We start from the raw sequence: 15,807 nt of genomic DNA, 5'->3' as shown, positions 1-15,807 counted from the left end.
CACAAGCCGCTTACGCGGTTTGATGCGGAGATTCAGCTCGAGCTCGCGATAGATGCGGTAGATCCTCTTATGATTCCACCCGAAGCCCTTCACGTTGCGCAGGTACAGGAAACACAGCCCGAATCCCCAGTTACGGTGGTTGTCGGTCAGTCTCAGCAACCAGTCGGCGATCTGTTCGTTCTCTGCATTGCGCTTTCGCTCATAGCGGTAGCACGTCTGGCTTACGCCAAATGCCTCGCATGCAAGCCGGATCGACACCCCCCGGCGTGCTACTGCGTCCCTGGCCATCTCGCGGCGAGAAGATGGCCTCAGTCTTTTTTTGCCAGCGCCTCTGCGACGATCTCCGCCTTGATCTTCTCTTCGACGTACATCTTGCGCAGTCGTGCGTTCTCCGCCTCCAGTTCCTTCATGCGAGCCATCAGCGACACGTCCATGCCGCCGTACTTGCCGCGCCAGTTGTAAAAGGTCGCCGTGCTGATACCCAGCTCCCGACAAATCTCCGGCACCGCCAGCCCGGACTCCGCCCGCTTGAGCGCATCCATGATCTGGCTATCCGTGAACTTCGACTTCTTCATTGCGTAGAACTCCCTTTGCTGAAAATTCTACTTCCGATCCCGCTTACTGGCCGGGGGTATTACCCACCCGCCCGGATGCCGCCGGGCGATGGCTGGCCCATGCGAAAGCCGTCGGGATGCCCGTACCGTCCGCACGACCACGGCGCGGCCGCTCGCCCGGCGATAGCGGCGCGCTCGGGCACGGGCCCAGGCCTCATTCCGCGAAGGCTTCAACCAGAAAATCGACGAACGCCCGTACCTTCGGGCTTGCGGAGCGGCGGCGCGGAAAGACCGCGAATACCGGCATCGAGGCCGGCTTCAGATCGGGCAGCACAGGCACGAGCGCTTCCGCTTGCGGCGTTCGTTCGGCAAGAAACGACGGCATCCAGCCGATGCCCGCGCCCTCGCGGATCGCTTCGGCGATCGCGATCATGTCGTTCACCACCAGCCTGGGCTTGATGGCCGCCGGTCGAGCGCCCGCTCCGCCGGGCCAGGGCGAGGTTCCGTTGGTCCAGTGCTTGTCGACGATCACGTGCTGCTCGAGATCGCCGAGCTTCGTCGGCACGCCTCGGCGAGACACGTACCCGGCACTGGCGTAAAGGCGCAGCGTTATCGCGGTGATGCGTCGCGCCACGTGGCTCGAATCGGCCAGCGCCCCCGCCGTGAGCTGGACATCCCAGTCATGGGTCGAAAGATTGGCGAAGTCCTTCAGCTCGAGAACGACGTTCATCTGCGGGAAGCGGTCCATGAACGACGCCAGGTGCGGCACGAGCAATGCATGGCCCAGCCAGTAGGTCGCCTGTACGGTGACGACGCCGCGCGCAACGGGAACCGTTGCCGCGACGGCGTCCGTCGCCTCCTCGACTCCCGCCAGTATGCGGCCCGCGTGTTCCGCGAAAAGCTCGCCCGCCTCGGTAAGCACCAGGCGCCGTCCGTTGCGCGACAGCAGCACGGTTCCGAGGCTTTGCTCCAGCCTGGCGACGTCGCGGCTGACCGTCGACTTCGGCTTGTCCAGCCGGCGCGCGGCGGCCGTGATGCTGGAAGTCCGGGCGACCTCCGCGAACACGCGCAACTGGTTGAGATCGGTAATCTGGGAACGTTCGCACATGGGAACAATATATTCGTTTTCCGCGCCTTGTCCACGCAGGGGAACAATTTCACACTGGCGTCCCGCCTCGCATGCAGGCAACCCGATCGGCCCTCCGGTCGACGAGGATGACCCAACCGATGGACTCGACCACCGTGAATTCGCAGGTACGCGAGAAGCTCGCCTCGCTCGTCAACTGGCCGCTGCTCGCGCTCGCCATCGGCACGTTCGCCATAGGCTCCACCGAGTTCGGGCCGATGGGGTTTCTGCCGGATATCGCACGGGGGGTGGGCGTCTCGATTCCTGAAGCCGGGCAAATCGTGAGCGCCTATGCGATCGGCGTCACGATCAGCGCACCGCTCATGACGCTGGCGCTGGTCCGCCTGCGCATGCGCAGCGCCTTGATCCTGGCAATGGGACTGTTCACGCTCGGCAACCTGCTGTCCGCGCTATCGCCGAACTACGCGACGTTGCTGGTCGCACGCGTCGTGACGAGTTTCAATCACGGCGCCTTTATCGGGCTCGGGTCGATCGTCGCGGCGAGCGTGGCGCCGGACGGGCGAAAGGCGCGGGCCGTTGCGGCGATGTTCACGGGGCTCACCGTCGCCAACATCGGCGGCGTGCCCGTGGCCGCCTGGATAGCGCAAGCCGTCGACTGGCGCTCGGCATTCGCCGGCATGGCCGGGCTGGGCGTCTTCGCGATGGCGGCGCTGCGGCTGGCGTTGCCCGAGGGTGAGACCGGCAAGACGCCGAACGTACGGCAAGAGCTGCATGTGCTGACCCAACCGCCCGTGCTCGTCACGATCGCCACGTCGGCGATCGGTTCGGCCGCGATGTTTACGCTCTATACGTATATGGCGCCGGTGCTGGAACACCAGACGGCGGCGTCCCCGGACTTCGTCGTGCTCACGCTCGTGGTGGTCGGCGTCGGCTTCACCGCAGGCAACGTCATCGGCGGACGCATGGCGGACCGCACGCTCGTCGGCGCCACACGCATCATCCTCCTGGCGCTCACGCTGATCCTGGCGACGATGCCGCTGCTGCTGACGAGCCATGCCGGCGCGATCGCCGGGTTCCTGCTGTTCGGCATCGCGAGCTTCGCGATCGTGCCGCCGATGCAGACGCGGGTGATGCAGATGGCGGCCGAAGCGCCCGGCCTGGCCTCGTCGATCAACGCCGGCGCATTCAATCTCGGTAACGCGTTTGGCGCGGGCCTCGGCGGCGCGGTCGTCGGTCACGGTCTCGGCTACGCGTCGGTGCCCGTCGCAGGCGCACTCATGGCAGCGACGAGCCTTGCTCTGGTGCTGTTGGGCTGGAACACGCTCGATCGCACATCCCGAAACGTTCGCGGCGCCTCACGGGAACAACGGTAGACGATTCCGGCCCGTGCCGGAACCTCACGCGCTGCCGGCCACCCTCCCGGATGCAGTGCCCGAAGCCGCTCGGGCGATCCATCCTGGCAGGGCGCTCCCCGCCGGCAGACGGCAGACGCCCGGGCCCGCCGTCGCAGCATCAGGCCATCACGTCGCCGACACGCGCCGCCCTTCACTCGCCTGCGCATCGCGACCACGCTTGTTCAGCCACGACGCCAGCAGCACGATCAGCGCCAACACGGCCGTCGCACCCACTTCCATCCGGTGATCCTCGCTCACGAGCATCACGGTCAGCGTGCCGCAGATGAACAGGATCACGGCCCACGTGAGCCACGGGAACAGCCACATCCGCAGCGTCAGGTCCGCGCCGCCCGCTTCGAGCGTCTTGCGCATCCGCAGTTGCGAGATCGCGATCACGAGATACACGAGCAGTGCAATCGCGCCCGACGTCGCGAGCAGGAAGCCGAACACCTGCTCCGGCATCAGGTAGTTCGCGATCACGGTCAGGAAGCCGAACGCGGTCGAGGCGAGCACGGCCGCGCGCGGCGTGCCGGTCGAATCGGTGCGACGCAGGAACGCGGGCGCGTCCTGGCGCCTGGACAGCGAGAACAGCATCCGCGACGCGGTGTACAGCGCCGAATTCAGGCAACTCGCGACCGATACCAGCACGATCACGTCGATGATCGCCTTCGCGTTCGGAACGCCGATCAGCTCCATCGCGCGCTGATACGAGCCGTGCTTCGGCAGCAGCGGGTCGTTCCACGGCACGATGGCCGCGACGACGAGGATCGAGCCGAGATAAAACAACGTGATGCGCCAGATCACCGAATTGGTCGCACGCACGATCTGGCGTTGCGGATTGTCCGATTCGGCGGCCGCGATCGTCACGATTTCGGTGCCGAGAAACGAGAACATCGTCGTCAGCATCGCCGCGAGCACCGCGCCGGCGCCGTGCGGCATGAAGCCGTCATGCACGAACAGATTCGATACGCCCGACACGGCGGGGGCAGGAACGATGCCGACGATCGCCGCGCCGCCGATGCACAGGAACACGACGATCGCGACGACCTTGATCAGCGCGAACCAGAATTCGAATTCGCCGTAGTTCTTGACCGAGAAGAGGTTGGTCACCGTCAGCACGAGCGTGATGCCGAGCGCGAAGGCCCACGTCGCGACGCCGGGAAACCACGCATTGAGGATGGTCGCGGCGGCGGTCGCCTCGATCGGGATCACGAGCACCCAGAACCACCAGTACAGCCAGCCGATCGAGAAACCGGCCCAATGGCCGATCGCGCGATCGGCATAGGTGGAGAACGAACCGCTGTCCGGATGCGCGACGGCCATCTCGCCGAGCATGCGCATCACCAGCACGACCAGCACGCCCGCGATCGCATACGCGAGGATCGATGCCGGGCCGGCTTCCGCGATTGCGTGGCCGGAGCCGACGAACAGGCCCGCGCCGATCACGCCGGCAATCGACATCATCGTCACGTGACGCTGCTTCAGGCCCGTACCGAGGCCTGTGTTGCTTCCACTCATCTGTCTCTCTCCAAAAAACGGTTCCGGTATGGCCGGGTATCGCGTGAAGGCGGCGCGGGAATTGTGGTTCTTGAACCGGGCCGGATGCGGCGCCTGCACGGGAGGCAGGCGCGGCGCCGGATCGGGGGCCGTTCCGGAAGGGGGCGCCATGCAGTCTGCGAAGCTGCGGCTGCGATGCGGTGCGCGCTGCACCGGCGCATCGCGTGCGCCCTTTCCGTCGGCTTTCGTCAGTCGCCTTCGAAGCGAAGGAGTGTAAGCATCAAACGGTTCTTCACTAAGAACCAATTGAAGAATTTCGATGGAACCACTTGTTGCATCGACATCGATCGATGCAACACTTGCACCCGTTCTCGCCAATCCGGGAACCGCGCGTCGCGCATCCGGCGACACCGGATGGCGAGCCGCGAGCGGCGCGTCAGTTCGCGCCGCGCGCCATCTCGTCGCGCCACCTGGCAGGGACGACGGCCAGCCATTCTCGCAGCAGCAGGTTTTTCACGGCGTCCGGACGGGCGGCCGACAGCCGCACCAGCACGATCGGCCAGCCGACGTAGTGATCCGTCACGTAATACACGTCGGGTTCCGATTCGATCAGCCACGCGCGCTCGTCGGGGCCGACACCCTTCACGACGAGCGTGTCGCCGTCTTCCCGCAGCCGCGCGAGCATCTTGCCCCTCACCTTGAGTGCGGGCGTGCCGTACGACGTGCCCTCCTCGACGCCGCGCCACGCCAGTGCGATCTGCCGGACTTCGTCGAATGTCATGGCGCCTCCCGACCGACCGCCGGCCAGTCACGATCCGGCCGCGGGCCGGAATCCGTCGCAACGCGCGCCGGGCGACTCACGCCTATCCGCGCGCCGTGCGTGCGGCCGTCGACGCGCGTCCCGTCGTCGCGACGATCGCGAATGCGATCGCATTCGCGGCGGCACTGGCCAGGATCGGCACGAGATAGCCGCCGCCCGCATCGTAGATGAAGCCGGCCGCGGTCGGCCCGATCAGCGTACCGAACGCGACGCTCGTATAAAGCACGCCGATGATCCCGCTCACGTTGCGACCGCCGAAGTAGTCCATCACGACCGCCGGCAGCACGGCGACCCACCCGCCGTAGAACACGCCGAACACGAGCGCGAACGCGGCAAGCGTCGCGACGGTGCCGGCGCCCGCCCATCCGAGGAGCGCAACGGCCATGCCCGCGAACATCGCGAGCAGCGACGTGCGGCGGCCGAAGCGGTCGGCAAGGCCGCCGAGGAAGAAGCGTCCGGCCGTGCTGCCGACGCCGATCGCGCCGAGCAGCAGCACGGCCGACGACGACGCGACGCCATGATCGAGCGCGTACGGCACGAGATGCACGAACGGGACGAACACGCCGAACGAGCACATCAGGCACGCGGCATAGAGGCTCGCGAACGGACGCGACGCGACCGCTTCGCGCACCGTCGCGCCAGCCGACACCGAACCGGCAACCGACGCGCGCGCCGCCGCCGCACCGGACGGCGAAGCCTCTCCGTCGCGCCCGGCGGCACTCGCCGCGCGGCCGTCGCCGGGCGCGTGCGCCGACGCTCCGTCCGGCAACAGCCCGCGCCCGCGCGGATCGTTCTCGATCAGCAGCGACATGCCCGCGCCGATCGCGACCGCGATCACGGCCAGCGTGAAATAGGCGCCGCGCCAGCCGACATGCGCGATCAGCGCGGACGCGAGCGGCGGCATCACCAGCGTGCCGACGCCGATCCCGGCGACCGCGAGCCCCGACGCGAAGCCGCGCCGGCGCACGAACCAGCGCTGCACGGCGCCGACGGCCGGCACGTACGCGCAGCCGACGCCGAGACCGACGCCAAGACCGTACGCGACATAGACCTGCAGCAGCGTGTGCGCGGCGCCGGCGGCCGCGAGCCCGGCCGCCGTCAGCAGCATGCCGGCCACGGCAAGGCGCCGCGAGCCGAAACGATCGGCAAGCGGCCCGCTGACGATCCCGAAGCCGAAATACAGGAAGCCGGCGAGCGAAAACACGAGCGAGATCTGCCCGCGCGACGCGGAGAAATCCCGCTGCAGCGACTCGACGAACGCGCTGAACGTGTATGCGCTGCCGAATCCGACGAACGTGACGGCGAACGCGGCCGCAACCACGTACCAACCGTAAAAGAGGCGCGATGCGCCCGGGCGGTTCATGACGGTGCTCCTCTCAGGTCCCACCGGCCGCCGGGCGGCGTCCGGATTGCCTCATGGATATAGTTGAACTATGTTGATCGCATCTCGGCCGCCCGACGCAGCCGCGAAGCCTGCGATACGATTCGTCAACGGTACTCGCGCATACGCATCGTCTCAAACGATATTTCGTCGGACTTTCGCTTTAGAAAAACTGAATGAATCGTTCCCGCCTGCCGCCGCTCAACGCGTTGCGCGCCTTCGAAGCGGCCGCCCGCCACCTGTCGGTGAAGGCCGCCGCCGAGGAGCTGTCGGTCACGCCCGGCGCGGTGAGCCAGATGATCCGCACGCTCGAGACGCATCTCGGCGTGCAGCTGTTCGCCCGCGTGAACCGCGGCATCCTGCTCACGGCCGCCGGCCGCGACTACCTGCCGCCGGTGCGCAACGCGTTCCGGCAGATCGCCGATGCGTCGCAGCGCGTGTCGGGCGCAGCTGACAGCGGCGTGCTGACGGTGAGCGTCACGCCGTTCTTTGCATCCGGGTGGCTCGTACCGCGCCTCGCGCTGTTCCGGCAGGCGTGCCCGGACGTCGACCTGCAGGTCGTCACGAGTCACGCGCTTGCGGATTTCTCGCGCGACGGCGTCGACGTCGCGATCCGTCACGGCCTCGGCCGCTACATCGGGCTGTGCAGCGAACGGCTGCTGACGGTGGAGATCGTCGCGCTCGCGTCGCCCGCACTCGTCGCGCGGCTCGGCATGCCGGCGACGCCCGCCGATCTGGTCGGCTGGCCGCAGTTGCACGACGCCGAGCGCAAGGGCTGGCACATCTGGTTCGGCGCGCAGCGGATCGACGATTTCGGCCCGCCGCGCGGGCCCGCGTTCGACGACTCGGGCCTGTTGCTGCAGGCGATCGCCGCCGGCCAGGGCGCCGGACTGCTGCCGGCCGCGATGGTGCGCGGCGAACTGGCGAGCGGCCGGCTGGTGCAGCTCGCCGACGTCGCGTGGCTCGACGATTTCGCGTACTACCTCGTCTATCCGCCGCATCACGCGGAACGGCCGAAGGTCGCCGCGTTCCGCCGCTGGATCCTCGACGCCGCGCAGGCCGACGGCGCGGCGTCGATGTCCGGCGCGGCGTAACGTCGCCGCGCGGCGCACGCCACCGGCCGATCGGCTAACATGCGGCCCGGCACCGACAACAACAGACCGAGGACCGAGCAAGACCATGCCCGCCCTGCTCCGCCGCGCGACGCGCATCGCGACCCTGTCCGCCGCGCTCGTCGTCGCCTGCGCCGCGCTGTCGCCTCCCGCGCATGCCTACCGTGCGCCGTCCGGCTAGGGCAGCGAAGCCGACCTGGATCGACACGATACGTATCGCAACCGCGACGGCGAGACCGTGCATGCGCCCGCGCATTCGAAATCGGGCCGTGTGCCCGACGGCGCAAGCGCGCGCTGTCGCGACGGCACGTACAGCTTCAGCCGCCACCGGCGCGGCACGTGCTCGGGGCACGGCGGCGTCGCCGCATGGCTGTGAACGCGGCGCGCCCGAATGCCTGCCGCGCGCCAGCGGCAGGCGGCGGCGAAGTACAATAGCCGCTCGCGCCGCCGGCATGCGGCGGCGCCGCCGCGCCGCGCACGGCACGCTCCGTACCGAATCACCCGACGCCGCCACGCCCGCGCGCTGCGCGGCGGTCTCAACCACTTCTGACTTTCACACCCAAATGGCCCAATACGTTTTCACGATGAACCGGGTCGGCAAGATCGTGCCGCCCAAGCGCCAGATCCTGAAGGACATCTCGCTGTCGTTCTTTCCCGGCGCGAAGATCGGCGTGCTCGGCCTGAACGGCTCGGGCAAGTCGACGCTGATCCGCATCATGGCGGGCGTCGACAAGGACATCGAAGGCGAAGCGACGCCGATGCCGAACCTGAACATCGGCTACCTGCCGCAGGAGCCGCAGCTCGACCCGACGAAGACGGTGCGCGAAGCCGTCGAGGAAGGTCTCGGCGATCTGTTCCAGGCCAACAAGAAGCTCGAGGAAATCTACGCGGCGTACGCGGAACCGGACGCCGACTTCGACGCGCTCGCGGCCGAGCAGGCGAAATACGAGGCAATCCTCGCGTCGAGCGACGGCGGCAGCCCCGAGCAGCAGCTCGAAGTGGCCGCCGACGCACTGCGCCTGCCGTCGTGGGACGCGAAGATCGAGCATCTGTCGGGCGGTGAAAAGCGCCGCGTCGCGCTGTGCAAGCTGCTGCTCGAAAAGCCCGACATGCTGCTGCTCGACGAACCGACCAACCACCTCGACGCCGAATCGGTCGACTGGCTCGAGCAGTTCCTGGTGCGCTTCCCGGGCACCGTCGTCGCGGTCACCCACGATCGCTACTTCCTCGACAACGCGGCCGAATGGATTCTCGAACTCGACCGCGGCCACGGCATTCCGTGGAAGGGCAACTACAGCAGCTGGCTCGACCAGAAGGAAGAGCGCCTGAAGCAGGAAGAGGCGTCGGAATCGGCACGCCAGAAGGCGATCAAGAAGGAACTGGAGTGGGTGCGCCAGAACCCGAAGGGCCGCCAGGCGAAGTCGAAGGCGCGTATCGCCCGCTTCGAGGAGCTGAACAGCCAGGAATACCAGAAGCGCAACGAGACGCAGGAAATCTTCATTCCGGTCGGCGACCGCCTCGGCAATGAAGTGATCGAGTTCAAGAACGTCAGCAAGGCATTCGGCGATCGCCTGCTGATCGACAACCTGAACCTGAAGATTCCGGCCGGCGCGATCGTCGGCATCATCGGCCCGAACGGCGCCGGCAAGTCGACGCTGTTCCGCATGCTGACAGGCAAGGAGCAGCCGGATTCGGGCGAAGTCGTGATGGGGCCGACCGTGAAGCTCGCATACGTCGACCAGAGCCGCGATGCGCTCGACGGCGCGAAGACGGTGTTCGAGGAGATCTCGGGCGGCGCCGACGTGCTGACGGTGGGCAAGTACGAAACGCCGTCGCGCGCGTACATCGGCCGCTTCAACTTCAAGGGCGGCGACCAGCAGAAGATCGTCGGCAACCTGTCGGGCGGTGAACGCGGCCGCCTGCACCTCGCGAAAACGCTGATCTCCGGCGGCAACGTGCTGCTGCTCGACGAACCGTCGAACGACCTCGACGTCGAAACGCTGCGCGCGCTGGAAGACGCGCTGCTCGAATTCGCAGGCTCGGTGATGGTGATTTCCCACGATCGCTGGTTCCTCGACCGGATCGCGACGCACATCCTCGCGTTCGAAGGCGATTCGCAGGTCACGTTCTTCGACGGCAACTACCAGGAGTACGAAGCCGACAAGCGCGCGCGCCTCGGCGAAGAAGCCGCGAAGCCGAAGCGGCTGCGCTACAAGCCGATCAGCCGCTGAGCGGCGCAGGCACCCGGCGCCGCCGCCACGCGGGGCCGGACGCCGGGACATGCCGCTTCGGTCAGGAAGCGGCACGACAAAAAAGCGGGCCTCGGCCCGCTTTTTTTCATTCAGGCGCCGCCTGCACGCCTAGGCGAGCGCGCCCAGTTCGCGCAGCCGCGCCTCGGTCGCCGCCGCGCTCGTGTGATGAATGCCGTGCCAGCCGAGCGCCGTCGCGGCCGCGGCGTTCTTCGCGTTGTCGTCGATGAACACGAGTTCGTGCGGCGCAACGCCCGGCAGGTGTGGATCGATCCGCGCGTGCATCTCGCGGTAGATCGCCGGATCGGGCTTCACGAGCTTCACGCGCCCCGACACGACGATGTCCCTGAACCGCCGCAGCACCGGGAAGTTGTCCCATGCATACGGAAAGGTTTGCGCGGACCAGTTCGTCAGCCCGAACAGCGGCATCCCCTGCGCGTCGAGCCGGTCGACCAGCGCCGCGCCTTCGTCGAGCACCCCGCCGATCATCTCGTGCCAGCGGGCATAGAACGCGCGAATCAACGCCTCGTGCCCGGGATACTTCGCGACGAGTTCGGCCGTGCCTTCCTCGATCGTCTGCCCGCCGTCCTGGCGAATCACCCAGTCCATCGCGCAGACGTGCGTGAGAAACCAGCGACGTTCGGTGTCGTCGGGGATCAATTCCCGGTAAAGGTACTCGGGACTCCAGTCGATCAGCACGCCGCCGAAATCGAACACCACGGCCTTGATCGTCATGCGAACTCCGTCGCAAGGACTTCCGCGAGCGCGCGCGGCGTCACCGGGTTGCCCGACAGCGAGTTGTTCTGCCAGATGAAATGGTGGTGCGCGACGATCTGCGCGGCCGACAGGTGGGTGCGCTCGTTCGTCGTGTGCAGGTCGGACACGACGGTCGTCCGGTAGCCGAGCAGCGCCGCGCGGCGTGCGGCCGAATCGACGCAGAACTCGGTCGCATAGCCGCAGATCAACACCGAACGGATGCCGTGGCGGTCGAGCTGCGCCGCGAGCGGCGTGTCGTGAAACGAGTCGCTCACCTGCTTGCGCACGCGCCAGTCGTCGTTCCCGACGACGAGCCCCGCCTGCAGTTCCCAGCCCGGCGTGCCGGGTACGATGTTGTCGTCCGCATCGCCGTCGTGCTGCACGAAGCACACGGGCGCGCTCGCCGCGCGCGCCGCCGCCGTCAGCCGGTTGATACCCGACACGACCGCGTCGAGCCGGTAAGCGGGCTGCGCCCGCTCCACCAGCCCGCGCTGCATGTCGATCACGATCACTGCTGTGTCCGCCATCGGTTGCCCTCGCTGTTGTTGTCCGGCCGGCGCCCGGCCGCTTCCAGGTGCTGCTTCAGATCGGCTGCGTGCGCGCGTCGAGCCACGCTTTGGCGTCGCCGTCCAGATGCCGGCCGACGCGCTCGCGCACCGTCGCATGATAGGTGTTCAGCCACGCGCGCTCGTCGTCGTGCAACATTTCGATCAGCACGCAGCGGGTGTCGATCGGGCACAGCGTCAGCGTCTCGAACGCGAGGAAATCGCCGAACTCGGTCTGCCCGGCCGCGCGGTTCACGACCAGGTTCTCGATCCGCACGCCCCACTGGCCGGGGCGGTACACGCCCGGCTCGATCGACGTGATCATGCCCTCTTCCATCGCCGTGTACGGCTCGGCCGGCGCGTAATGCGAGATCACCTGCGGGCCTTCGTGCACGTTCAGGAAGTAGCCGACGCCATGCCCCGTGCCGTGGCCGTAGTCGAGCCCGGCTGCCCACATCGGCGCGCGCGCGATCGCATCGAGCATCGGCGAGCGGATGCCGCGCGGAAAGCGTGCGCGCGACAGCGCCATCATGGCTTTCAGCACGATCGTGAAATCGCGCCGCTGCAGATCGCTGACGGCGCCGACCGGCACGACGCGCGTGATGTCGGTCGTACCGCCGACGTATTGGCCCCCCGAATCGATCAGCAGCAGGCCGTCGCCGGCGATTGTCGCGTGCGACGCGGGCGTCGCGTGGTAGTGCGGCATCGCGCCGTTCGCGTTGAAGCCGGCGATCGTCGCGAAGCTCGGCGACACGTAGCCGGGGCGACGTGCGCGAGCGGCCGTAAGGCGCGCCTCGATCGTCAGCTCGGTGATCGTCTCGCGGTTCACGGCCTGCTCGAACCACGCGAAGAATTCCGCGAGCGCGGCGCCGTCGTGCTCCATCGTCACGCGCACGTGCTCGATCTCGGCGGACGTCTTGCGCGACTTCGCGAACGTCGACGGATTCACGGCCTCGACAAGCTTCACGCCGGCCGGCACGGCTTCGAGCGTGCCGAACGTCACGCGGCGCGGGTCGACCAGCAGCGTCGCGCCGTCGGGCAGCGCCGCGAGCGACGCGCGCGCGGCGTCGTACGCACGGACGTCGACACCGTCCTGCGCGAGCGACGCGGCCAGCGCCGGCGACACCTTGCCGTCGGCGATGAACAGCGTCGCGCGATCGGCGCCGATCATTGCGTGCGCAACGAATACGGGGTTGAAGTTGACGTCGGCGCCGCGCAGGTTGAACAGCCATGCGAGGTCGTCCAGCGTCGATACGAAATGCCATTGCGCGCCCTGCGCGTGCATCGCGCGGCGCACCTCGGCCAGCTTGCTGGCGCGCGACGTGTCGGCCTGCGGCCCCGCGTGCTCGAACACGGCGTCGGCCGGCAACCCGGGCCGTTCGGGCCAGATCGCGTCGAGCAGGTCGAGATCGGTGCGCAGCGCGATGCCGCGCGCGCGCAGCGCGGCCGTCAGCCCGCGTGCGGCCGCGACGCCGAGCACGGCGCCGTCGACGCCGACCGTCGCGCCCGCCGCCACGTTCTGCGCGAGCCAGTCGACATGCGGCGCGCTCTGCTGCCCGCCCGTCATCTTCATCAGTTGCACGCCCGTGCCGGCCAGCTCGGCGTCGGCCTGCACCCAGTAGCGGCTGTCGACCCACAGCCCCGCGAAATCCGCGGTCACGACCAGCGTGCCGACCGAACCCGTGAAGCCCGACAGCCAGCGGCGGGCCTGCCAGCGCTCGGGCAGGTACTCGGACAAATGGGGATCGGCGGACGGCACGAGGTAGGCGGCCAGACCCTCGCGGGCCATGGCGCCCCGCAGCAGCGCAAGGCGGGCGGGCACCGACGAGACTTCGGGGAGACGGGCATTCATGATTTCACCTGAGGGCATTCAGCGACGGGCCGACAGCGCGACCGTCACGGCTACGGCGACCAACGCGACGCCGGTGCAGACCGGCCATTCGAGCGTCTCGCCATCGTAAAACAGTCCCGAGAGATTGCCGGCCACGCGGGCGGCGGCCGCGCCTGCGATGCCGACGAGCACCGCGACCCACCACGCCGGCCTGCCCGTGCGCCGCATCGGATGCAGCCACCGGCCGAGCAGCCCGACGGCCGCTCCCAGGACAAGGATTCCAAACCAGTTCATTCGACGCCCTCTATAAATTCAGATTCGTCCCATAGGCGTGAACGTTGCCAGCGGCTAGCATCGATTCATCCATCGAACCCGAGACCAGCCGGGTGCCGCGAACGTTCGAGTGTAGGGGCCGACTCGACGTTATGGCAAGCGCGCACCGGCTCCCGTATTGAAGAAATTCTCATGCGAATCGCTCTGATCGATCCGGAGGCGCGTCATGCCGCACTCCTGAACCGCCTGCTCTTCGCGGGCGGCCATGTGTGCCACGCGTTTGCGTCCAGCACGGCGTTCTTCGAATGGCTCGCCACCGATACCTGCGACATGCTGATCACCGGCAACTGGGCCGGCGACCAGCCGGCCGAGGAAGTCATTCCGCGCGCCCAAACGATCCTGCCCGGGCTGCCGGCCATCGCCGTGATGCAATTGCCGCGGGAAAGCGAAATCGTCTCGTGCCTGCACGCGGGTGCGGACGATTGCCTCGTGCGCCCCGTGAGCGGGCCCGAGTTGCTCGCCCGCGTCAACGCGCTGAGCCGGCGCGCCGGCGTGCGCCGGCCGCCGGCCCGCTCGCGCGAAATGTATGGCGAATACGCGTTCGATGCCACGCATGGCCTCGTGCGCTTCGGCGACGCCATCGTCTCGCTCACGCCGAAGGAGTTCCGCTTCGCGCAATTGCTGTTCGCGAACCTGTCGCGGCCGGTGTCGCGCGCCCATATCCTCGAAACGGTGTGGGCGCGCCGCCGCGACATGAAGTCGCGCACGCTCGATACCCACGCGTCCCGGCTGCGCAGCAAGCTGCAGTTGCTTCCACGGCGCGGCTACCGGCTGCTGCCGCTCTACGGCTACGGCTATCAGCTCGATCGCGTGCCGATCGAGCCCCCAAATTCCCGGCCTCGCGACGCTGATGCCCGGTATGCGGCGAGTGAGGAAATCGCTGAAACGCTATAATATGGGGCTAAACGATAGCCCTCGATATGCAACTCCTCACGATCGGAATCAATCACCACACTGCGCCTGTCGCCCTGCGCGAACGCGTGGCGTTTCCGCTCGAGCAAATCAAGCCGGCTCTCGTTACGTTCAAGAACGTGTTTCTCGGCCCCCAGGCGCCCAATACGCCCGAAGCGGCGATCCTCTCCACCTGCAACCGCACCGAACTGTATTGCGCGACCGACGATCGCGCGGCGCGCGAAGGCGCGGTCCGCTGGCTGTCGGAGTATCACCGGATTCCGGTCGACGAGCTCGCGCCGCACGTCTATGCGCTGCCGCAGTCGGAAGCGGTCCGGCACGCATTTCGCGTCGCCTCCGGCCTCGATTCGATGGTGCTCGGTGAAACGCAGATTCTGGGCCAGATGAAGGATGCCGTCCGCACCGCGACGGAAGCCGGCGCGCTCGGCACCTACCTGAACCAGTTGTTCCAGCGCACGTTCGCGGTCGCGAAGGAAGTGCGCGGTACGACCGAAATCGGTACGCAATCGGTGTCGATGGCCGCCGCCGCGGTTCGCCTCGCCCAGCGGATCTTCGAAAAAGTGGCCGACCAGCGCGTGCTGTTCATCGGCGCCGGCGAGATGATCGAGCTGTGCGCGACGCACTTCGCCGCGCAAGGCCCGCGCGAGCTCGTCGTGGCGAACCGCACCGCCGAACGCGGCCAGCGGCTCGCCGAGCGCTTCAACGGCCGCGCGATGCCGCTCGCGGATCTGCCCACGCGCATGCACGAATTCGACATCATCGTGTCGTGCACGGCGTCGACGCTGCCGATCATCGGCCTCGGCGCGGTCGAGCGCGCGGTGAAGGCGCGCCGCCACCGGCCGATCTTCATGGTCGACCTCGCGGTGCCGCGCGACATCGAGCCCGAAGTCGGCAAGCTGAAGGACGTGTTCCTCTACACCGTCGACGATCTCGGCGCGATCGTGCGCGAAGGCAACGCATCGCGCCAGGCCGCGGTCGCGCAGGCCGAGGCAATCATCGAGACGCGCGTGCAGAACTTCATGCAATGGCTCGACACGCGCAGCGTCGTGCCGGTGATCCGTCACATGCATACGCAGGCCGATGCGCTGCGCCGGGCCGAGGTCGACAAGGCGCACAAGCTGCTCGCGCGCGGCGAGGATCCGGCAGCCGTGCTCGAAGCGCTGTCGCAGGCACTGACCAACAAGCTGATCCACGGCCCGACGAGCGCGCTCAACCGCGTGAACGGCGCCGATCGCGATTCGCTGATCGACCTGATGCGCGGCTTCTACCAGCACGCACCGCGCTCCAACGACCAGTCCGGCCACTAGCGCCGGCCGGTCGCCCTGCCGCCGGCCGC

13 protein-coding genes and 2 pseudogenes are annotated in these 15,807 nt (G+C 67.9%); 6 read left to right on the top strand and 9 right to left on the bottom strand.

Annotation, left to right across the window (positions count from 1 at the left end; genetic code table 11):
* Both GQ57_RS40410 and GQ57_RS29350 read right to left on the bottom strand, forming a co-directional pair.
* A pseudogene (locus GQ57_RS40410) lies at positions 1-575 on the bottom strand (transposase); the annotation flags it as partial.
* Between the two features lie 193 nt (positions 576-768).
* On the bottom strand, positions 769-1,662 hold the full coding sequence (locus tag GQ57_RS29350) for a LysR family transcriptional regulator (protein ID WP_034199703.1): 894 nt from the start codon (positions 1,660-1,662) through the stop codon (positions 769-771).
* A 119-nt stretch (positions 1,663-1,781) separates the two neighbouring features.
* Here GQ57_RS29350 and GQ57_RS29345 point away from each other — a divergent pair, with 119 nt between their 5' ends.
* Positions 1,782-3,014: an MFS transporter gene (locus GQ57_RS29345; RefSeq protein ID WP_034199702.1), complete on the top strand. Its 1,233-nt coding sequence runs from the start codon at positions 1,782-1,784 to the stop codon at positions 3,012-3,014.
* A gap of 147 nt (positions 3,015-3,161) precedes the next feature.
* On the opposite strand, the gene gabP is transcribed toward GQ57_RS29345, so the two are convergent.
* From gabP to GQ57_RS29330, 3 genes are all read right to left on the bottom strand, one after another.
* Complete coding sequence (gene gabP, locus GQ57_RS29340) at positions 3,162-4,553, bottom strand: GABA permease (RefSeq protein WP_031400929.1); 1,392 nt, start codon at positions 4,551-4,553, stop codon at positions 3,162-3,164.
* A 415-nt stretch (positions 4,554-4,968) separates the two neighbouring features.
* Positions 4,969-5,313, bottom strand: coding sequence for an MmcQ/YjbR family DNA-binding protein (locus tag GQ57_RS29335; protein ID WP_031400930.1), 345 nt, complete (start codon positions 5,311-5,313; stop codon positions 4,969-4,971).
* A gap of 82 nt (positions 5,314-5,395) precedes the next feature.
* Positions 5,396-6,715 carry an MFS transporter gene (locus GQ57_RS29330; RefSeq protein WP_034199701.1) on the bottom strand — a complete coding sequence of 440 codons (1,320 nt, stop codon included), beginning with the start codon at positions 6,713-6,715 and terminating at the stop codon, positions 5,396-5,398.
* A gap of 194 nt (positions 6,716-6,909) precedes the next feature.
* Between GQ57_RS29330 and gcvA the strand changes: the two genes are divergently transcribed.
* From gcvA to ettA, 3 genes and pseudogenes are all read left to right on the top strand, one after another.
* Positions 6,910-7,827, top strand: coding sequence for a transcriptional regulator GcvA (gene gcvA / locus GQ57_RS29325; protein WP_031400932.1), 918 nt, complete (start codon positions 6,910-6,912; stop codon positions 7,825-7,827).
* 85 nt (positions 7,828-7,912) lie between these two features.
* A pseudogene (locus GQ57_RS29320) lies at positions 7,913-8,221 on the top strand (DUF3761 domain-containing protein).
* A gap of 187 nt (positions 8,222-8,408) precedes the next feature.
* Entirely contained in the window at positions 8,409-10,076 is a 1,668-nt protein-coding gene (gene ettA / locus GQ57_RS29315; protein ID WP_031400934.1) for an energy-dependent translational throttle protein EttA, read from the top strand.
* Positions 10,077-10,205: 129 nt separating this feature from the next.
* Here ettA and GQ57_RS29310 read toward each other — a convergent pair whose 3' ends face one another.
* The 4 genes from GQ57_RS29310 to GQ57_RS29295 are packed head-to-tail and all read right to left on the bottom strand — an operon-like array spanning position 10,206 to position 13,520.
* Entirely contained in the window at positions 10,206-10,829 is a 624-nt protein-coding gene (locus GQ57_RS29310; protein ID WP_034199700.1) for an HAD family hydrolase, read from the bottom strand.
* The gene (locus GQ57_RS29305) at positions 10,826-11,377 is read right to left on the bottom strand and encodes a cysteine hydrolase family protein (RefSeq protein WP_031400936.1); all 552 of its coding nucleotides are present in this window, start codon (positions 11,375-11,377) and stop codon (positions 10,826-10,828) included. The genes GQ57_RS29310 and GQ57_RS29305 overlap by 4 nt, the downstream gene beginning before the upstream one ends.
* 55 nt (positions 11,378-11,432) lie before the next feature.
* Positions 11,433-13,247, bottom strand: a complete 1,815-nt coding sequence (locus GQ57_RS29300) for an aminopeptidase P family protein (protein WP_034199699.1) — start codon at positions 13,245-13,247, stop codon at positions 11,433-11,435.
* A gap of 18 nt (positions 13,248-13,265) precedes the next feature.
* Positions 13,266-13,520 carry a hypothetical protein gene (locus GQ57_RS29295; RefSeq protein WP_031400938.1) on the bottom strand — a complete coding sequence of 85 codons (255 nt, stop codon included), beginning with the start codon at positions 13,518-13,520 and terminating at the stop codon, positions 13,266-13,268.
* A 171-nt stretch (positions 13,521-13,691) separates the two neighbouring features.
* Between GQ57_RS29295 and GQ57_RS29290 the strand changes: the two genes are divergently transcribed.
* Positions 13,692-14,453, top strand: coding sequence for a response regulator transcription factor (locus tag GQ57_RS29290; protein WP_031400939.1), 762 nt, complete (start codon positions 13,692-13,694; stop codon positions 14,451-14,453).
* Between the two features lie 26 nt (positions 14,454-14,479).
* Positions 14,480-15,778 (top strand): glutamyl-tRNA reductase, encoded by a 1,299-nt coding sequence (hemA, locus tag GQ57_RS29285; RefSeq protein WP_031400940.1) that lies wholly within the window; start codon positions 14,480-14,482, stop codon positions 15,776-15,778.
* Positions 15,779-15,807: the final 29 nt, after the last annotated feature.

This window comes from Burkholderia sp. MSh2, assembly GCF_000731655.1.
Classification (GTDB): domain Bacteria; phylum Pseudomonadota; class Gammaproteobacteria; order Burkholderiales; family Burkholderiaceae; genus Burkholderia; species Burkholderia paludis.
This window is presented reverse-complemented; position numbering and strand designations above follow the sequence as displayed.